The 20,006-nt window shown below is 37.5% G+C and carries 18 protein-coding genes; 5 read left to right on the forward strand and 13 right to left on the reverse strand.

The genetic code is table 11. The annotated features are described in order from the left end of the window. Positions 1-381 precede the first annotated feature (381 nt). The 10 genes from ACFFIS_RS00005 to ACFFIS_RS00050 form a co-directional block, all read right to left on the reverse strand. Positions 382-1,110 (reverse strand): SIS domain-containing protein, encoded by a 729-nt coding sequence (locus ACFFIS_RS00005; RefSeq protein ID WP_320380075.1) that lies wholly within the window; start codon positions 1,108-1,110, stop codon positions 382-384. Further along, positions 1,107-1,826 (reverse strand): KDGP aldolase, encoded by a 720-nt coding sequence (locus tag ACFFIS_RS00010; RefSeq protein ID WP_390185643.1) that lies wholly within the window; start codon positions 1,824-1,826, stop codon positions 1,107-1,109. The genes ACFFIS_RS00005 and ACFFIS_RS00010 overlap by 4 nt, the downstream gene beginning before the upstream one ends. A gap of 82 nt (positions 1,827-1,908) precedes the next feature. Continuing rightward, a complete protein-coding gene (locus ACFFIS_RS00015) occupies positions 1,909-2,622 on the reverse strand; it encodes a creatininase family protein (protein ID WP_320380077.1) in 714 nt (237 codons plus the stop codon). Between the two features lie 28 nt (positions 2,623-2,650). Continuing rightward, the gene (locus ACFFIS_RS00020) at positions 2,651-3,643 is read right to left on the reverse strand and encodes a phosphotriesterase family protein (protein ID WP_390185646.1); all 993 of its coding nucleotides are present in this window, start codon (positions 3,641-3,643) and stop codon (positions 2,651-2,653) included. Positions 3,644-3,940: 297 nt separating this feature from the next. Then, entirely contained in the window at positions 3,941-5,236 is a 1,296-nt protein-coding gene (gene ulaA / locus ACFFIS_RS00025; RefSeq protein ID WP_390185647.1) for a PTS ascorbate transporter subunit IIC, read from the reverse strand. A 22-nt stretch (positions 5,237-5,258) separates the two neighbouring features. Continuing rightward, positions 5,259-5,528: a PTS sugar transporter subunit IIB gene (locus ACFFIS_RS00030; protein WP_320380621.1), complete on the reverse strand. Its 270-nt coding sequence runs from the start codon at positions 5,526-5,528 to the stop codon at positions 5,259-5,261. Positions 5,529-5,533: 5 nt separating this feature from the next. Then, positions 5,534-5,974 carry a PTS sugar transporter subunit IIA gene (locus tag ACFFIS_RS00035; protein ID WP_390185648.1) on the reverse strand — a complete coding sequence of 147 codons (441 nt, stop codon included), beginning with the start codon at positions 5,972-5,974 and terminating at the stop codon, positions 5,534-5,536. Between the two features lie 27 nt (positions 5,975-6,001). Continuing rightward, a complete protein-coding gene (locus ACFFIS_RS00040; RefSeq protein WP_390185650.1) occupies positions 6,002-8,122 on the reverse strand; it encodes a BglG family transcription antiterminator in 2,121 nt (706 codons plus the stop codon). 443 nt (positions 8,123-8,565) lie between these two features. After that, on the reverse strand, positions 8,566-9,321 hold the full coding sequence (locus ACFFIS_RS00045) for a copper homeostasis protein CutC (RefSeq protein ID WP_320380082.1): 756 nt from the start codon (positions 9,319-9,321) through the stop codon (positions 8,566-8,568). A 276-nt stretch (positions 9,322-9,597) separates the two neighbouring features. Continuing rightward, on the reverse strand, positions 9,598-9,732 hold the full coding sequence (locus ACFFIS_RS00050; RefSeq protein ID WP_320380083.1) for a hypothetical protein: 135 nt from the start codon (positions 9,730-9,732) through the stop codon (positions 9,598-9,600). A gap of 141 nt (positions 9,733-9,873) precedes the next feature. On the opposite strand from ACFFIS_RS00050, the gene ACFFIS_RS00055 reads away from it, so the two are divergent. The 4 genes from ACFFIS_RS00055 to ACFFIS_RS00070 are packed head-to-tail and all read left to right on the forward strand — an operon-like array spanning position 9,874 to position 14,590. Continuing rightward, entirely contained in the window at positions 9,874-11,055 is a 1,182-nt protein-coding gene (locus ACFFIS_RS00055) for a galactokinase (RefSeq protein WP_390185651.1), read from the forward strand. Further along, positions 11,056-12,048: a UDP-glucose 4-epimerase GalE gene (gene galE / locus ACFFIS_RS00060; RefSeq protein ID WP_320380084.1), complete on the forward strand. Its 993-nt coding sequence runs from the start codon at positions 11,056-11,058 to the stop codon at positions 12,046-12,048. It begins immediately after the preceding gene. A 6-nt stretch (positions 12,049-12,054) separates the two neighbouring features. Next, positions 12,055-13,545, forward strand: coding sequence for a UDP-glucose--hexose-1-phosphate uridylyltransferase (gene galT, locus ACFFIS_RS00065; protein ID WP_390185652.1), 1,491 nt, complete (start codon positions 12,055-12,057; stop codon positions 13,543-13,545). Between the two features lie 10 nt (positions 13,546-13,555). Then, positions 13,556-14,590, forward strand: coding sequence for an aldose epimerase family protein (locus ACFFIS_RS00070; protein ID WP_390185653.1), 1,035 nt, complete (start codon positions 13,556-13,558; stop codon positions 14,588-14,590). A 495-nt stretch (positions 14,591-15,085) separates the two neighbouring features. Here the strand turns inward: ACFFIS_RS00070 and ACFFIS_RS00075 are convergent, their stop codons facing one another. Further along, complete coding sequence (locus tag ACFFIS_RS00075) at positions 15,086-16,003, reverse strand: DUF7916 family protein (protein WP_320380086.1); 918 nt, start codon at positions 16,001-16,003, stop codon at positions 15,086-15,088. Between the two features lie 434 nt (positions 16,004-16,437). On the opposite strand from ACFFIS_RS00075, the gene ACFFIS_RS00080 reads away from it, so the two are divergent. Beyond that, the gene (locus ACFFIS_RS00080; protein WP_390185654.1) at positions 16,438-17,418 is read left to right on the forward strand and encodes a D-cysteine desulfhydrase family protein; all 981 of its coding nucleotides are present in this window, start codon (positions 16,438-16,440) and stop codon (positions 17,416-17,418) included. A 223-nt stretch (positions 17,419-17,641) separates the two neighbouring features. Here ACFFIS_RS00080 and ACFFIS_RS00085 read toward each other — a convergent pair whose 3' ends face one another. After that, positions 17,642-19,231 carry a M4 family metallopeptidase gene (locus ACFFIS_RS00085; RefSeq protein ID WP_320380622.1) on the reverse strand — a complete coding sequence of 530 codons (1,590 nt, stop codon included), beginning with the start codon at positions 19,229-19,231 and terminating at the stop codon, positions 17,642-17,644. 28 nt (positions 19,232-19,259) lie between these two features. Beyond that, positions 19,260-19,850 (reverse strand): CalY family protein, encoded by a 591-nt coding sequence (locus tag ACFFIS_RS00090; protein WP_390185655.1) that lies wholly within the window; start codon positions 19,848-19,850, stop codon positions 19,260-19,262. Between the last annotated feature and the right edge of the window lie 156 nt (positions 19,851-20,006).

Consider the following 20,006-nt stretch of genomic DNA (forward strand, 5'->3'; position numbering starts at 1 on the left):
CTCATCCCCCTTTTTTTATTCAAACAATAAACCGAACTGTAAAATTATTACATGTCTTACATAAGGTTACATTCGTGCAAGGCCTATGGGTCAGACCCCTCCTCCAAAGTAATTACTATTTGCATTGATTGGGCGGCGGGGATTCAGTTCCATACTATCAGGTCAAGGTGAAGGAACTGATTCCCCAATGCCATTTAAATAAAACAGTGAATAATATGAATATGACCCTAAAAAATTAGCTCGTTATGTAGTAGCTAATTTATGGCATGAATGCAGGATCATCGTTTATGAAACAATTGAATTAGTATGAAGTACGAAAACCATCCCCATGTTCGAAGGATTGATGAAACACGAGAACCGTCCCCATGTTTCACCCATGTTTCATAGTTTTATTCGTTCGCTGTACATATCGATTAGTTTTTGGTTGTGTCCGTCGGCGCCTTCGATGTTTCCGCTTAAGAAAACTGGGGGTTCGAAGTCGTTCTCTGCCATTTGCTTGATAGATTCTGCCAATATAGCATTTAAAATTGTAGCGCCAATTACAGTCGAGCTAGGTGAAAAATTAACATTGACCTTTTCATGGGACAAGAGTGCATCCCCAACTGGAGCATGATTGTTTATAACAAGATCCACTGCATCAAATAAGTGCTCTCCACTTGTATGGCGAGATGGTTGGCTAGATGAATATGCAATTGAGGTAATACCTATCACATACGCACCTTTCTTTTTAGCAAAATGTGCGACATCAACTGGAACTGGGTTTCTTCCTGATGTTGAAATAACAATGAAGACATCATCTTTACGAATATCCTGTTCTTCCATAAAGTTTTTCGCATAATCATTTTTTCTTTCTAAAGTTGATGAACGAACGGCACCTTCATGAAGCATTAGTGGTTCATGTAAAATAGGATGAATAGGAACTAGTCCACCTGCACGATAATAGACTTCCTCTGTCAAAATATGCGAATGTCCACAACCAAACAAATGAATAACTCCACCAGCTTGAATAACATCGGCAACCTTTTTAGCAGCTTTACTCATTACTGCCTGTTCTTCTTTTTCAACTATAGATAGTAAGTCTGTAATTTTATTAAAGTATTGATGAATCATGATAAATCCTCCACTTCGGAAATAATTTCGCGTACTTTACTTGGAATTGTCTTTCCAGTTAATTTATCAATCGTTGAACCAAATATATGTGGCATAAAGAATGCAATATCAATGTCTTTCACGCCGTTTATTATTTCCTTAATATTACTTGCATCAATTCCACCAGCAGGTTCCACGCCACGAATGCCTTTAGCGGCTGCTATTTGAGTTAAGTAGATTAATTCTTCTAAATGCTGTGTCCCTTTTACCGGCATCATTTTAATACTTTCAATGCCAAGGCTTACCGCAACTTCAATGAAATCCTCAACAAGTAGAATTTTACTAGAATTGGCTAATTTAATTTTTCCTACTTCACCTGTTGGTTGCACAAGTGCATTAACCAATTGTTTGGGGATACCTTTTCCGTCTACATATCCTTTTGCATATGTTGCAGTTTCAAATGGTTGGTTGATATGACCCGGGTTAGATGCAACAGCTATATCTAGTACTTTCTTCCAATTAGCTGTATTTCCCCCACCACCAAGGCCAATGCTCACCATGTCCGTTACGGATTTTAATTCTGCTACTTTTTCCGCGGCTGTTTCAATGGAATCAAACTTATCGGATACAATTCCGGGAACGACATAACCAGAACCAGCTTCCATCACTGCCGCTGCATTGTCGCGATCACTTGCTAAAAAGTTAAATAAAAATTTATCATAAAGTTTTTCCCTCACAACGAGTCACACCCTTATATTTTTAGTGCCTGTTCAAAAAAGTAAAAAGGATCAAGAAAAAGTCCCTGGGGGGTCTGACCCCCTATTCTTCTATCATTTTCACCATATTTTCTAAGGCGATATCGATAATATATTTTCCTTTTTCTTCTGTTGCAAGACTGGCGTCACCTAACACGGCTGTTTTTGTAAACTCTTCCCACGGTGTTGGTGTTGAATCAGCATGCAACGGGATATCTGGAATATCCGTAAGCGCCCGATCCATCGCAACATGCTCCGGTGCCAAGTACAACATATAAGATGTTTCAATTTCACAAGCATGAAAATATGTGCTATGTGCTGAAGTTTTCTCCCGTACTTCAGCTGCAGCCTGATTCATACCTGGATAGAAGAAATAGAACACGCGCATTTCTGGACATGACTCATACAGTACACGTGCCGCTTCTTTTAAAGCCGTCTGATTTCCTAAATGTCCGTTTACCATTGCAAATACTCTAAAACCTTGCTTATAAAGACTTTCCCCAATATCAACAAGAAAGCTAATAAGCGCGTTATTACTAATATTTATACTGCCAGGAAAGTTACGTAGACTCCACACTTGCCCATAAGGTAAAGTCGGTAGCACAAAACCATTCACTCGCTCTGCCAATTTTTCCGATAAGCGCTCAGCTAGTAAATTATCCGTTCCAAGTGGTAAGTGAGGACCATGCGCCTCAACTGCACCGATTGGTAATATCGCAATTTTTGATTGGTTGATTTTTTCCTTTACGTCAAAGGAATTTTCATATTGGAATTCCATGCTGTCTTCACCGTCCGATTCAATATAATTATTTTTTAAATGCAAAGCATCTTGCTGGGTTTTGAATGAAAAACTTATTGATTAATTTCTCACCATCAAAGCCTTTTCTATTTGCTTCGTCAATAAAACGCGGTACCCATTTCCCAATAATGTTTTCTAAACCTAAACCATAGTCATAGTGTTTGTAATAGGATTTTCTTGCTGTATCTCCACTAACGAGTATTTGATCCTCATAACCTTTATTCACAAGGTCTAAAATACATTGAATACGTGTGCTTTCTGGAGCATATTTAATTTTTGAGATACCATCAAAAGAAAGTAAAGCACCAGTTTGTGCAATTTGCTCATGGTAATATGGATCTGGATTACGGTCCATATGGCCAAAACTAATATATTCTAAATTGACACCTTCACTTTTCAATAGTTCAATTTGTTCTAGGCCCATCGTACCCGCCTCAGTATGGGAATGCAGCGGTGCTTTTGTCTCATGATGAGCTCTTGCTACTGCACGCAATGTTTTTTCCTCTAACGGTGTTATTCTGTTATAACCAGTACCAAATTTTACTTGGCCACCACGAATATTCGTACCTTCTAGCCCTTCTTCAATTTCACGAATGACGAAATCCGCTAATTCATTAATTGATTTTGCATCAATCCATTCATAATAGGTGTCATAATTACCAACAACTTTTTTTACATGTTCGGGAATATGTGCATCCCATAGGAAACTTTTATTAAATCCTGCGGTACCAACTATCGTCACACCTGTTTCTTCGGCAATTTCCTTCACTGCTTGCACATCACGTCCATAGTCAACCGCAGTTGCATCAACAATTGCTTGGCCACCGAGATTTTTAAAATCTTGCACATCTTGCTTCGACTTTTCTTTATCGTCAAGAAGTAAATCATCTGCATGGTGCTCTACCCAATATGGGGGACGGCATACAATATGTTCATGAGAATATGTGAAACCTAATTGAGATGGATCGATATCGCCATGAAATGTTCTAATAAAACTCATTTCAATCACTCCTGATGTAAATTTTTAAATCGTCTCTGTGGAAATATCTTCTGTCCCGCAGATTAAAAGTTTAATAAAATCGAGCTTGGTTGAAAGGGTAATTCCCCTATATTTCTATCTGAAATTATCTCGACCTCGCTATTTTGGAAGAAACTTCCATTCATATTCAACCTTGCATTTCCATTCTTTTTGTTGCTCCCCTTTTATCATGCGTAAGACCCTTATTTAAAAAGGAAGCAACATATATCTAGTAAATAAATGGAAAAACGGGGAAGTACATCCCCATTTTAGTTGAAATTAGAAAAATAATTGTGATAAGAACCGAATGATTGGCCCTAAAACGAACATATCTGAATCCGCTGCCCACATTGCAGTATCCGGAACCGTACCAGGTAAAAGCATTTTTACCATAATAAATTGTCCCCATGCAACAACAGTCGCGGTAATGAAACCACCCATGATTGCACCTCTTACACCACCAGTAGCATTACCGAATACCCCAGCAGTTGCAGAGTGGAAGAATAATACAATCATCGTTGGAACAAATACATAACTAACTGTATTTCCTAAAACAACCAACCAGATTAGCGCACCGACAAAAGATCCCAAAAATCCTAAAATTACAGCGTTTGGAGCAAACGGGAACACAACTGGGCTATCTAGTGCTGGTTTCGCACCAGGTACGATTTTTGTAGCGATTCCTTTAAATGCTGGAACCATTTCACCGATAAACATACGCACCCCTAGTAAAACCACTGCAATACCTGCTGCAAAAGTGAACGACTGAATGATTGCGTATACGATAAAGTTCTGATCCCCAGCAGCTTCAACTAATGCTTGCGCTCCAGGGGTATCTTTAAAGGAAATAATAATCGCACCAACTAAAAATAGTAATCCCATTGTTAATGCGGTAATAACGTTAGAGTCTCTTAGAAATTCTAACCCTTTTGGTAGTTTAATTTTTTCAGAGTCATTCTCTTTATTACCTAAATATTTACCAGCTAAAGCACTTAATAATGAAACGGAAGCTGATGTATGACCAAGGGCGATATTGTCATTCCCCATAATCTTCCGCATAAATGGTTGTGTTAATGCAGGCTGAATTGTCCAATATAATCCCATAAATACAGCTAAAAAGATCACGAGTTTACCGAACGAAACATCACCAGCCGTTTGAACAACAATTCCTGCAAAAATAGTTGTCGTCCAGAACATCATGTGACCAGTTAAATAAATAAATTTAAATCTAGTAAACCTAGCTAATATTACGTTAATCACAAATCCTAATGTCATTGCTAGCGTAACTGCACTACCATATTTTGCGTTAAATGCCTCTTGCCCCATAAAGTTTCCAAGTGGCTCCGCAGATAAATTAAATACTTCTTTCCATAACGGTTCAAAAACTGTTAACGCATCTGTAATGACACCTGAACCAGCACTAATAATTAAAAATCCAATAACAGCTTTAAATGTTCCGCTAATTACTTGACTTGTACTTTTTTTCTGAAGTAGCAATCCTAAAAGAACAATAAATCCTAGTAAAATAGCTGCTTGTCCAAAGATATTTGTAGCAATCCAAAATATAGTATCCATTCGCATTTCCTCCTATGTCTACTTAACTCACAACGTTTTCATCAATTGCTTTGTTAATTTCGTCCATATCAAAGTAATTATTTACAATAAACACTTTTGCACTGTGACCTACAAGACTTTCTGCTAGTTCATTGCTCGTTATAATATAATCTGCTTGCATACTTGAAGCTGTAGAAACATCCGTATGCTCAACATCTGCACTAATCCCTTTATCCGCCAATGCTTGTTCCACATTCATTTTCAAAATCAAACTTGTTCCCTGACCTAATCCACAAACTGTCAAAACTTTCATCATATTTATCGCTCCATTTCTAAAATGTTTTTTATATCTTCATAACTTGTTGCCGCTATTAGCTTTTCTACGTTCTCCGAATCATTAAGAAGTGACGTTAATTTCCGAAGTAATGTTAAATGCTCATCACTTGATGATGCACCTAAACCAAAGACAAGACGTACCGGATCATTGGAAGCATGTCCAAATTCAACCGGCTCTTTTAACTGCACAAACGATACGGAAGCCTCGTTCACTCCATCTTCAGGTCTGGCATGCGGAATCGCAATGCTCGGTGCGAGTACAAAATAAGGACCGTTATTTCGATACGAATGTTTCATCGCTTCAATATAAGAACTTTCTACAAGCCCCGCTTGCGTGAGTAAGTTCCCTGCAGCCTCAATAGCCTCTTCCGCATTTGCTACTTCCACACCAACCTTCACAATACTTTTTTCTAAAAATTTCATAAGTCACACTCACCCTATCCTTTGCTGTTAATCTCTCGCTGCAGAATATGCTTGAATCAATTCAACAATCCGATTTTTATCTGTAATGTTAATTATTTTTTCTCTGTTCTCTTTGTCAGAAAATAGCTTCGTTAGTTGCGATAATGCTCTTAAATGCTGTTCATTATCCCGAGATGCTAAAACGACAATGACATTCACATCTTTTCCCAATATGTCCACCGGGTTTTTCAAATGTAACATGCTCATCCCTGTCTTCATGACACCATCATCTGGGTTAGCATGCGGAAGTGCAAAATGATCGGATATCACAATATATGGACCAATCTTGATAACATTTTCAATCATTTTCGAAACATAACTTTTACGGATATACCCTTGTTTCAACAATGGCTCAGCAGCAACTTTAATTGCACTTTCCCAACTTCCAACTTGTTTTTTCAACACAATTCGATCAGGTGATAAAAGCTCATATAGATTCGGCTTCATCACTTCACTTTCAACATTAATTGGTGCATGAAAGTATCGTCTTAGTTCCTGTGATAACACTTCATCATCTTCTACCACAGCATACCTTTTAATAATATCCATCACTGTTTCAACAGAATAAACTTGTTTTTTTGTAGAGTGTTCAAACAAACTGTTAACTTTTTTCAACAACTGCTCTTTGTCCTCATTATCTAAAACAGGATTGACGACAAAGACTGGAATCCCCCGGTCTGTTAATGGAATGGTGGAAACAATAAAATCAACATTTAAATCCATCTTTTCATATTCCCTTAATGACGTTACACCGATCGTTTGTACATCTGAGAATAATCCTTCAAGTTGACTTTCCAATAATCGCGAAGTACCTAGTCCATTCGTGCAAACGACGAGCATCTTTTTACGAGTTTGTTCGAGCATCACACCCTCTTTGCGAAGCCATCCACCAAAATGCATCGCAATAAATGCAACTTCATTTTCAGTAATGGACTGACCAATTAAATCTTCAAAATAATGGACGACCTTTTTCGTTAAATGAAATACTTCAGGATAATTTTGTATCACTGAATCTCGCAAAGCATTTTCTACTTCAATCCCGTATTTAATTCGATAGTAAGCAGGCTTTAAATGAAGCAATAAGTTTTGAATCATTTGCTCAGGTTCTCGAAATTCTATCGCTGCATACAATTGAAAATCAACAACCATTTTCTCCACTACATGCAGTAATGCTTTCATTTCTTCACTTTGTAATTGTGGACTGAAGTTATAATTCACTTTGGCACTTAGTAAATACTTAGCAAAATAATATATTTCGTCATTTGGAATCGTAATATCTAATGTTTCGGAAACGTGATGACATAACGTCTTTACTCCTACATATTCTTCCGTCGTTTTAATAACTTCCTTTTCAATTGCATCCACTTCAACAAACGCTTGTTTTTTTATACGTTTGATAAAAAAGTGCAACCAAACAACAATGTTATATAGAACGTCATCGGTAAACTCAATCTTAAAATCTTCTTCATAATCATGTAATAACCGAATGAATAAATTCATCAATGGAACGTCAAAAATCAAATAAGGTCGTATGGATTGATCATCACTGCTTATAGAAGGCTTTTGAAAATTAGATAAGAAAATGTACCAACCCTCTTTCGGAATGACGAACGATAAGTAATGAATCATCAACCTCCTAATGTCGTTTTCATTCCCTTGAATAAAATATCCAGATTTTCGTTCTGAATAAACATACATATTATAAGGCTTTAATTCTTCTTTTAGTTTTTTGATATCGTCAAGTATTGTATTTCTACTTACTTGAAAAAGCTCGCGAATATCTTCTAGAAAATAAGCTTTTTCCTGACCTACAATGTGAATATAAATCCACGCTTTTCTTTCTGTGGGGGAAAATTCATAGTACGTCATTCCAGACAAGGAATAATTAGTCAGCATTTCCTTTTTAGTTAGCTCATCAATATATAAGCCTTGTCCTCTTACTTGTTTAATTTCAGTAAAATGATGTTCCTTCAACCAATCATTTACTTTATCAAGATCACTGTAAATCGTGCGTCGCGACACGTTTAATAAAGCAGCAAGTTCTTGAACATTTATATATGAATCCTGTTTCAATAGTTGATTTAAAACTGCCATACTACGCTGATCCATCTTTTTCCCCCTAACTCTATAGTTCATAAGTAGTATGTCCTATATTTGTATTATATTGTGGTTTACCACGCCTGATAAGACCAAATGAACCACATGAATTTGTGCAAAATTGTACTGAAGGTATATTGGAGACTTCATACAATATCAAATCACTGAACATCCGATTACTTTTGTTAGTTTCACTTTCCTAATTACAGAATTGCATGATGTTTTAACTATTTTTGCCAAAAAATTTAGTCCTAATTGCGAAAGATGTAGCTGCAATTTGTCTAACTCATATTTTTTTATTAAAAATGGAATAAATAAAAACCCGGAGCTTGTCCGAGTTTTCCATCTTCATACCGTTATGAAACTATTGATATGTAATGAATAAGTAATATTACTTTTAAAATTTTTATCCCCTTAGCATAAATCCGTAAATCAATAAAGTGAAGTATTAGGTTTTACTTGACGGTATTCCTTTTTACAGCGTTCACGAACGATATTGCTTTATTGTAACCTACGATATTATAATCCTCTTGGTGCGGTGGCTCTGCAAAGGCAAATGAAACATTCCCAATTGTTGTTGGGTCCTTTCGCCAAGTTTTACAAGAACTGTGATACTGTTGAATGCCAGTTTTATTCTTAATATGAGCGCAGTTCGCAGCATCAATTCCACCACCTGCTAATATTTCAATGCGATCACCATATTTCCCCTGTAACTCGGCTAATAATGGAACCCCATCTACCGCACTTGGTTGTAGTCCACTTGTTAAAACCCTTTTCACCCCTAAATCAATCAACAGCTCTATGGATTGATATGGATCCTTTACGGCATCAAACGCCCGGTGAAAAATAGCATCTTTATTATGTTTATGAATAATATCTATTATTTCCTGATTCTTTTTTACATCTATATTCCCAGCTTCATCTAAACATCCAAAAGCAACGCCTTCAATGTCATACGCAAGCATCGATTCAACATCTTTACGTATCGTGTCAAATTCATATTCATTATAATGAAATCCACCTGGGCGTGGTCGAGCCATTGCGACAATAGGGATATGACAATATTCAACTACCAACTCGATTGTTCCTAAAGAAGGTGTTAATCCATATAAATACATGGCATTATTTAATTCGATACGGTCGGCACCCGCCTTTTGTGCGTTTAATGAATCTTCTAAACTACCACAACATATTTCAGCAACGCTATTCAATAATATTCCTCTCCTTTTTTATGCTATGCTTTTTAATATAACAAATACATTTACATCATAAAAAGGTGTTTCTTCTTCATCCTTTTTTATTTTATACGTTTCGCTATATTTTTCCATAAATTGAAACTTTAATCAACCGGAATCTTACAACCCGTTAAGCTCTCTCAGTAGATTCAAATTACACGTAAAAGCCCGTTGCAATAAAAACGCCCCCTGTTGTTAGCTATTTTCCCGCTAACGTCGGGGGCGCTCCCTTCTCAGCTCACACAATATTACTTAACTTAAATGAGATACTTCTAATCTTACTTTTTCATTCAACCACTTACTTTTCTCCGCTTCGTGAATATCCATATACCAAATAAGATAGCAATGAATCCACTTAATATTAACAATCTCCCAAATTGTCCTCATGATTACCGCTCTTCCCATCATTCTTAATGATGAAACACGAGAACCGTCCCCATGTTTCACCCTTGATAATCGTATGCATTTTGTGTACAATTAACTTAGTTAAATTAATTAATTAATATACAACAGCATGGGAGGTATACGATGTCACATCAACATTTGTATGAAGCATTTTATAATCAGTTTAACACAACGACGACACCTCGCCTTTTTTTCGCACCTGGTCGAATTAATTTAATTGGCGAGCACACAGACTATAATGGTGGTCATGTGTTTCCCGCTTCCATTTCTTTTGGAACGTATGCTTTAGCAACTAAACGCACAGATAACAAATTACGTTTTTATTCTATGAACTTTCCTGATATAGGTATTGTAGAATGTGAACTCACGCAACTAGACTATCAGCCAGAGCACAATTGGGCTAACTTTCCTAAAGGTATGATTAAATTCATAAAAGAAAGCGGATACAACATTTATTCGGGCATGGATATTCTTTTTTACGGAGATATTCCAAATAGCGCAGGCCTCTCCTCTTCCGCTTCTATTGAAATGGTGACAGGCGTAATTTTAGAAGGTTTATTTCAGTTGAAGATAGACCGTGTTGATATGATCAAGCTTGGGCAAATGGTAGAAAATGACTATATTGGTGTTAATAGTGGGATTATGGACCAATTTGCGATTGGTATGGGAAAAAGTGGTCATGCGATACATTTAAATACAAGTACGCTTGCATACACGTATGCACCCATTCAATTACCGAACCATGCCATCATGATTATTCATACAAATAAAAGTAGAGCACTTGCTGATTCAAAGTATAATGAGCGACGCACACAATGCGAAGAAGCACTTGCTGATTTACAATGTGAACTACAAATTGAAAGTCTTGGCGAGCTAAGTCCAGAACAATTTGAAAAACATAAACATCTCATCCGTAACAACACGAATCGAAAACGTGCAAAACACGCTGTTTATGAAAATGCTAGAACACGAGACGCATTAAAGAGATTAGCAGAAAATGATCTGCATGGTTTTGGGAAATTAATGAATGAATCTCATCTTTCCCTACAGCATGATTATGAAGTAACCGGGATAGAACTTGATACCATCGTGGAAACCGCATGGAAACAGCCAGGTGTTATCGGCGCCCGCATGACTGGAGCTGGATTTGGAGGATGTGCCATTGCCATTGTAGAAAATGATGATATAAAAGCGTTTAAACAAAACGTAAATCGTATCTACGAAGAAACTATCGGTTATCAAGCTACATTTTACACAGCCGCCATTGGGGACGGTGCGAGAGAAATAATTGGAGAGGTGATATAAATGAGTATTCTCGTTTTAGGTGGAGCAGGTTATATTGGATCCCATGCTGTTTATCAGCTCATAGAAAACAAGCAAGATGTCGTTGTCATTGATAGTTTAGAAACTGGTCATAAACAAGCAGTTCATCCGAAAGCGACCTTTTATGAAGGAGATATTAGAAATATAAACTTCCTTCGCGATGTTTTTAAGCGAGAAAAAATTGACGCAGTTATTCATTTCGCGGCTAACTCGCTTGTCGGAGAATCAATGGAAAAGCCACTGCAATACTTCGATAATAATGTGTATGGTACACAAGTTTTACTACAGGTCATGACTGAATTTCAAGTTAAATCAATCGTATTTTCATCTACCGCAGCAACATATGGAGAACCAGAATCAGTTCCGATTACAGAAAACATGCCTACAAACCCTACAAGTACGTACGGCGAAACAAAATTGACAATGGAAAAATTAATGAAATGGACAGAACAAGCTCATGGCATAAAATTTGTTTCCTTGCGATATTTTAATGTAGCAGGCGCTCATGAATCAGCAGTCATTGGAGAAGACCATCAACCAGAAACACATCTCATTCCGATTATTTTACAAGTCGCCTTAGGTCAACGGGAATTTATTTCTATTTTCGGTGATGACTATGATACACCAGATGGAACATGTATCCGCGATTATATTCATGTGCAAGATTTAATTAACGCCCATATCCTTGCTCTTCATTATTTGCAACAAGGTGGGCAAAGTAATATTTTCAACTTAGGTAGTAGTCAAGGATTTTCAGTTAAGGAAATGATTGATGCAACAAAAGAAGTAACGAAAAAAGATATTCCATCTCAATTAGGTGCGCGACGTCCTGGAGATCCAGCTATACTCATCGCAAGTTCGCAAAAGGCAAAAGATATTTTAGGATGGCAACCGACTCGTACATCCATTAAAAAAATTATTCAAGATGCATGGCAGTGGCACTCAAAACATCCAAATGGGTATGAGGGGGAATGAAGAGAGATGACAATATTTGAAGATGTGGCAGGTCTAATTCAACAAGCAAAAGAAGTACACTTAATAGAGACACAAGACGAAGTTTATGTAAGAAACCAAGTGTTACACCTGTTGCAAATTGCATCATTTCCAAAAGAAATAACGACTGTCACAAGTGATACCATTCCTAATTTACTCGAAAAAATAATAGATTACGCAATCCAAAATCATGTCATTGAAGATATCTTTGACGACAAGGAAATACTTTCTGCTAAAATCATGAATTGTTTTATTCCGCATCCATCTGTTTTACATGATAAATTTTATCATAAATATAAAGAATCGCCACAAGCTGCAACAGACTTTTTTTACGAACTGAGTAAGAACAGCAATTATATTCAAATGAACCGAATTGCCAAAAATGTTCATTTCAAAGCAGATACCGCTTATGGCGAGCTTGATATTACGATTAATTTATCTAAGCCCGAAAAGGACCCGGAACAGATCAAACGTGAACGAGAAATGAAGCAAACATTAGATTATCCACAGTGTGTTTTATGCCGTGAGAATGAAGGTTATGTTGGGCGCATTGGCTATCCGGCTCGAGCAAACCATCGCGTCATGCAAGTACCCTTATTAAATGAAAACTGGTATTTACAATATTCACCATATGTTTACTATAACGAGCATAGTATCGTCTTTTCTGAAGAACATCGCGACATGAAAATTAATAAAAATGCGTTTGAGCGACTACTTACATTCGTTGATAAATTTCCGCATTATTTCATCGGGTCAAATGCAGATTTGCCAATTGTCGGTGGCTCCATTTTAAGTCATGATCATTACCAAGCTGGTCGTTATGAGTTTGCGATGACAAATGCAAAAGATGCATTTAACTTCGAATTGAAGCAATTTCCGGACGTATCTGCTGCTGTTTTAAATTGGCCAATGTCCGTAATTCGACTACGCGGCAAACATAAGGAGCATATTGTTCACGCTGCCGACCACATCTTTCACACTTGGAAGCAGTACACCGATGAGCGTGTAGATATTATCCCATTTACAGATCAAACGCCACATAATACGGTAACACCGATTGCGCGTTTTCGAAATGGGGAATTTGAACTTGACCTCGTTCTGAGAAATAACCGGACGACAGCAGAATTTCCAATGGGAATTTTCCACCCTCATGCGGATGTGCATCATATCAAGAAAGAAAATATCGGATTAATTGAAGTAATGGGATTAGCAGTTTTACCTGCTAGATTAAAAGAAGAACTTCAAGAAATTAAAAACTATTTAGTTGGATCCACTCATTCTGTTGCTGACTATCACCTTGAGTGGGCCGAACAATTAAAGAGTCATTATGGCATACTTACAAATTTAGAACAAGCTGAATTCATTTTGCAAAAGGAATTAGGTTTGAAGTTTGCAAAGGTACTAGCTTATGCTGGTGTATTTAAACAAACAACTGCAGGAAGAGATGCTTTTAGACGATTTATTCGTACACTGAACTAGGAATGATAACATGAAGATTACCTCTGAAAAGGTCTTAAATAAATGGGTAGAAACTACCTTAACAAATAATAATGGCATGCAAGTTCGTTTTTTAAACTTTGGTGGGATTATTACAGAGATAATTGTCCCAAATCGTGATGGAGTATTAGAAAATGTCGTACTTGGCTATCGGCAGTACGAAGAGTATGAACAAAATCCCAACTACTTTGGAGCGATTATCGGTAGAGTAGCTGGACGTATCCAAGATGCTTCATTTCATCTCGACGGAAAAAGGTATGAACTAGAAAATAATGAGGAAACTCGCCATCTACACGGTGGCTCTGGCGGGTTTCATCAAGTTATGTGGGAAACATCACCTTTTCAAACAAATAATCAGATTGGGGTACAGCTTTCACATACTAGCCCTGATGGGGAAGGTGGTTATCCTGGTCGCGTAAACGTTACGGTCACTTACACTTTAACAAATAAAAATGAGTTTTTTATCGATTATCAAGCTATATCCGATAAAAAAACAATTCTCACGTTAACGAATCATACGTATTTTAATTTAACAGGGCAACAAAAAGAAACAGTTGGAAACCACTTCGTTAACATGAACAGCGACCAATTTATTGAATTAAATCAAAACCTTCTCCCGACAGGAAAGCTAATCGATGTGACACATACACCATTTGACTTTCGTAAAGGAAAAAGACTCATAGAAGGTTTAAAGGCAACACATCCACAAAATATAACGGTTGGGCATGGATATGATCACTATTTTCTCTTCAATAAAGATGCGGAGCCTTCTATAATTGTAAAGGAAGATACGAGTGGGAGAATATTAGAGATAAATACGGATCAGCCAGGTGTCGTTATGTATACAGGGAATGGATTGGATAATCAGTTACAATTACGTGAAGGCATGTCTAAAAAATACTTAGGTGTCTGTTTTGAAACGCAAGGTCCTCCCGCTTCCTTACATCAACAAGGATTACCATCCATCCTTTTAGAAGCAAATGAACCTTACAAAAAACAAACTAGATTTGCCTTTCATCGTTATTAATTTTTTCAAATCAAAAAGCTACTCTTTTAAAGGGTCTATCCCTGCAATAAAAGAGTAGCTTTTTTTATCTCATATTCTTTATCTAAGTGCAATCATTCTACATATTGCGTCAGCTAAAAAGACGGGAAGGTTACGTCGTTCGTCTAGAAAGAAAAAGAGACACCAACTTTTGTCTTCCATAAGTTGATATCCGCCGTTTGGCCAGGTTTTTCTAAAATTGGTTTAGTGTGCGCATGAGAACTATCCCCGCATTGCACGGCGGACGCTGAAACACGATAAACCTCTCCGCATTGCACAAGGTGGGTGCTGAAACACGAGAACCGTCCCTGCGTTGCACGGCGGGGGCACTGAAACACGAGAAACCTCTCCGCATTGCACGGCGGGGGCGCTGAAACATGAGAAACCCCTCCGCATTGCACGGGCGGACGCTGAAACATCAGAACCGTCCCCGCGTTGCACGGGCGGACGCTGAAACACGAGAACCGTCCCCATGTTTCACCGTTTTACAGATGCTGCCATTCTAACGTATGTGTGTCGTCTTCCTCTGATTGCGATGGAATATGTCATGATGTTTTCTGGTACTGCTATTCCGTAAAATCCTGTATCTCCAGTATGGAAAATATCAGCGCCTGCCATTTTGCTATTTAATGCAATTTGGCGGATGGTCGCTTCATCAGCTCCCTCTTGGCTTGTCCCAATGGTAAGCATCACTAATGCTCCTTTAGCGTGTACAAAACGAACATATTTTTCCACTGTATCTAATGTAATTCCTGGTACTGTTCCCGGAGCCGGCATTAAAATAATATCAGCACCTGCCTCAATAAAACTGGCTAGATCCGCTTCTGAAATAATGCCGCTACCCGTTTCATTTGCCACACCAGCACCATGCATTTTTCCAGCTATAATTAATCCTTCCTCCCCAAAAATCTCACGCGCCTTCCTAATCGCAACGATTGTTTCATCATTTGTCACACCAGTTTTCGGATTCCCTGTTAAACATACGAAGTCAAACCCTAAGTTTTTTGCTTCTTTTAAGGATTCTTCTGTAGCTAATCTTCCGCGTGATATTTCGTCCAACTGTTCAATTTGTTCAGCATGTAAATCCACTGGTTCTAAATTTAGACCAACTGGACGGCCGGTTAATTCCTTCATTTTTTGAACGACAGACTCATGCGCCTCACACGCACATCCTGTAACGGAAGGTTGAAACACATCAAATAAATTCAATAATAATAAATCAGCACCAAAAGCAGCTGCTAATTCCGCATTTGTCACACCTGGATATAATGGTGCTGCAGAAGCCATCGTTTCAGAAAGCATAACCCTTCCTTCACTAGCTCGAATGGATTGTTTTAAGTCTTGGCCATTCATCTTTTGAAAATCAGAAGCTGTACAATCTAATAATCTTTTCATGTAAAATTCTCCTTTTCTAGATGCTTATATTTGTATATTATCAATGCCTGTTCTTTTCTATAAATTGTAAAAACATATCAAACTTGTGTATAATATGTAAGATAAAGCATAAAACAAAAATTGACAAAATGCTACTAACACCTTATTTACATGCTCATAAATAACCGCTAGTTATTTGAAGTGGATGTTGTTTAGAGGAAGGTATTACGCTATATTTCCTTTAGAGCATAGACTGGCTATTTTTTCTAATAAGCATCGTTCGTTGTTATTATTTCTATCGCGGTAGTATAAAATGCCTCCGCTTTTATTTGAAATATTTTTGGAAAAATTTACACGCAGGAATAGGTGACATCTTGGATGACGCCAACATGCTAAAAATAAATGAATAAGTCCATTAGTTAGAAAAACTGAATGAAAAAGGGGCAAATAAGCAAATGCACAAACTTCATATTGCACATTTAGATACGCCTATTGAAAAGCTAGAAAAACTTAGTCAGGAACTAGGCAAAAATATTTATATAAAACGTGATGACTTTACTGGAACTGAAATATCTGGTAATAAGGTAAGAAAATTAGAGTACTCCATTCAATATGCACGAGAAAATGGGTATGATACCGTCATTACTACTGGCGCGATTCAATCAAACCACGCAAGGGCAACCGCTGCTGTTTGCGCCATGGTAGATTTAGATTGTCATCTTGTGCTAAGGGGTGACGTAAAAGAATTCGAAGGGAACTTTTTCCTAGACCATATGCTTGGTGCAAATGTACACATTATCTCCCCAGGTGCGTCCCGTGAAGATGCAATGGAGGAGCTAAAAAATACACTAGCTGCCCAAGGTAAAAGGGTATTTTTAATTCCTGTTGGTGCATCAGATGCACTCGGTTCCCACGGCTATATTAATTGTTATAACGAAATCGTAAAGCAAGAAAAACAGATGAACATTCATTTTGATTCTATTAACCTTGCTATTGGTTCTGGCGGCACATATGCAGGACTGTGGTATGGAAATGAACAAGCAAGATTTAACAAGAAAATTATCGGCTATTCTGTTGACAATACAGCGGAAGAATTCAAAGAAGAAGTAACAAAAATCGTGCTGGACATTGATGAAGCGGATGAGTCAAGTAAGTCAGCCCATAACTTCGACACCATCTTCATCAATGATAACTATGTTGGAGAAGGTTACGGTCTAGCAACAGATGAAGAACTTGCATTTTATATTGATTTCGCGAGAAGCTCCGGCATTATTCTTGATCCTGCATACACAGGAAAGGCCTTCCGTGGATTAATCACTGAAATAAAGCAAGGAAAGTACGATGATCAAGAAAACATTCTTTTTATCCATACAGGCGGACTGCAAGGTTATACAAAAGAAATGCGGGAGAGAATAAAAGATATGCTTGGTAAGTAGTATTGCATTAAGTAGTTTAAAACTAAAATAGTTGTTACCAGGTGCTCGTGGATGATAACTCACTTTGATTCATGAAGCACCTCTACTATTTGATGAAACATGAGAACCGTCCCCATGTTTCGCCCGCAATAAAGGACAAGGTCGATATAAAATGACCTTGTCCTTTTTTAACGGGTGTAAGCTCCTTTTCATGAAACAGGAGAACCGTCCCTATGTTTCACTATCATTCTACTCCGACTGAGTTGTATGCGTGTTTGACTGCTTCTACTTCTGCTGAGTTGCTTCCGTATAGGTCTGTTGCGGATTGGATGGCTGCTTGTTTCATCATAGAAAAGCTGGAATTTGCTGTTAAGTAGTAGCTCAGTGCGTGATAGTAAATTTGCTCTGTTGCCTCTCTGCCGACACCGTTTACAGTGACACCGTAATGTTCGCCACCTTCTGCAATTAAATAGGCGGCTTTGTTATTGATACTACTATTGATATGAACACCACCGTTATCCAGGTTACCTTCATAGCGTAAATCCCAATGATCTGGGTATGATCTTTCCGTTCTACTTTCAATCAAAGAAGTTGGATCTTGCATATCCCGTAATGCATGATTGCCATCCGCCATGATTGCTTCTCCGATGAGCCAATTATCCCGATCAACCATTGCTCCAAAAATATCTGCAAAAGACTCATTTAATGCACCTGATTCATTGCGATAAATTAAGCCTGCTGTATGTTGTACGACACCATGTGTCATTTCATGTGCAGCAACATCTAAACCAGCACTTAATGGATGAAATCGGATGCCGTCTCCATCACCGTACGACATTTGCCTTCCATTCCACGATGCATTATTCCAATTATCCCCAACATGCACAGCCGATATTAATTGCTGACCATTATTATCAACAGAGTCTCTTCCAAATGTATCCATATAATAGTCATAAGTTAATTGTGCATTTCTGTGGGCATCCACTGCGGCACCATCTTTAAACATTTTATTTACACTCGTCACGTCAACATTTGTATTTGTTGTTTGATCATACGTTACGACGCCTTTACCACGTGTTTCATCATATAACCTGAATAGACCATCAATTGCTTGCGCTTCAAATTTCCTCTTCTCACCAAAAACCCCTGTACCAAAAGCAGTGACTTCATGTGCAGCATTAAACTGATCCACTACATCCCCACTAACCGCATCAATGAAATAATGCCAATAACCAACCTTTGGATTAACGGTCGATGCCGTTACAAGATACGTATAGTAGAAGTTATCATCATACTCATAAATATACTCTTTGACCTCTACTCCTTCGTAATCTCCTACTTCACCTATTCTTTTTTCCAAGGCTTGCTTAAATATTGATACAGCCTGTCCTTTCGTAACTTTTGCTTCTGTCTTTAAATTTTTATTATCCAAATTGGGAATGACTTGGCCAAAGTACGCCTTCACTTGATTGTCATGATCCAAGGCCACTGTTTGATCCGCCCCAAAAACAGGTATACCATCAAAATATTGCTTGACCCTGAAATGAGAAGTGTCTGTTTCTTTGTCCGTTGTTTCCTCTAAAACTTTAAAACTCGTCAATGTATTATTCGATAGTTTAAATGACTTACTTTTACTATCTAAATAAGCCAAAACGATATCTACTTTGCTCAATCCTTTAGGAGCTTCCCATTGCTCAATCATATATGAAGGCGTTTGATATGCTTCGTGATACGCGATACGGACCTCTTCCGCTGACACCGGTTTTCCACCAATTAAAAATCCGCTAAGGGTTAAAGACAATGCTAAGGTGGAGGAAATAATTTTCTTATTCATTTTCATTGGCCTCATCCTTTTCATCATATTATAGGTCCTCACCACTTGTTTGCGTTGCATGAAACTTCCATTCTAGCAACAGACTATCTCCTTGAAACATATTCTGATCTTCTCCATTATCAATAAAACTGAACTCTACCCAAAACTCATGATTTTCCCCAACATCAAGTCCGCCTTTTTGCTCCCATAATGGATCCCATACATCGCGTTTTACAACATCTGGATCCATATTTTTCAGCTCATATAAGGTTGTTTCAAAAATAGGTTCACTTTCTTGATTCCAATTCCATAGGAAGTTTACTTGAATATGTTTACCAAAATCATCTACGTTGTTACCTTCTAAATCTATAATTCGATAATCTGTTTCCAATAAAACACTTTGGATTTTTAAAGTCCCTTCATTCGTTAAGTCAAATTCCCGTAACATATTATCTCCGGGCTTCATGTTACTAATATCAATTAAAACTTCTGGATTTAACGATAAATCTAAAGTTCCCGCCGTAAACGTATTTTGCGCCACCGCTGTATCACTAAAGTAAGCAAATGTTCCTCCACTTATTAAAGTAAGCCCTAATGCTGCACTTGCGATACTTAAACCAAACTTTTTGTTTGTACTCATCTCTCTTTTCCCCTTTCTATTTTTATAAAAAAAATCCTTTTCCACTACCCTCCTTATCATTTCGTTGCTGTAATAGATTGATATGATAATCTTGCAGTTAATCTATCATATTTTTGATGCCTAATCAACTGTATATTGCAAATTTTCAAATAAATA

This window comes from Paracerasibacillus soli, from assembly GCF_042432965.1.
GTDB classification, from domain to species: Bacteria; Bacillota; Bacilli; order Bacillales; family Amphibacillaceae; genus Paracerasibacillus; species Paracerasibacillus soli.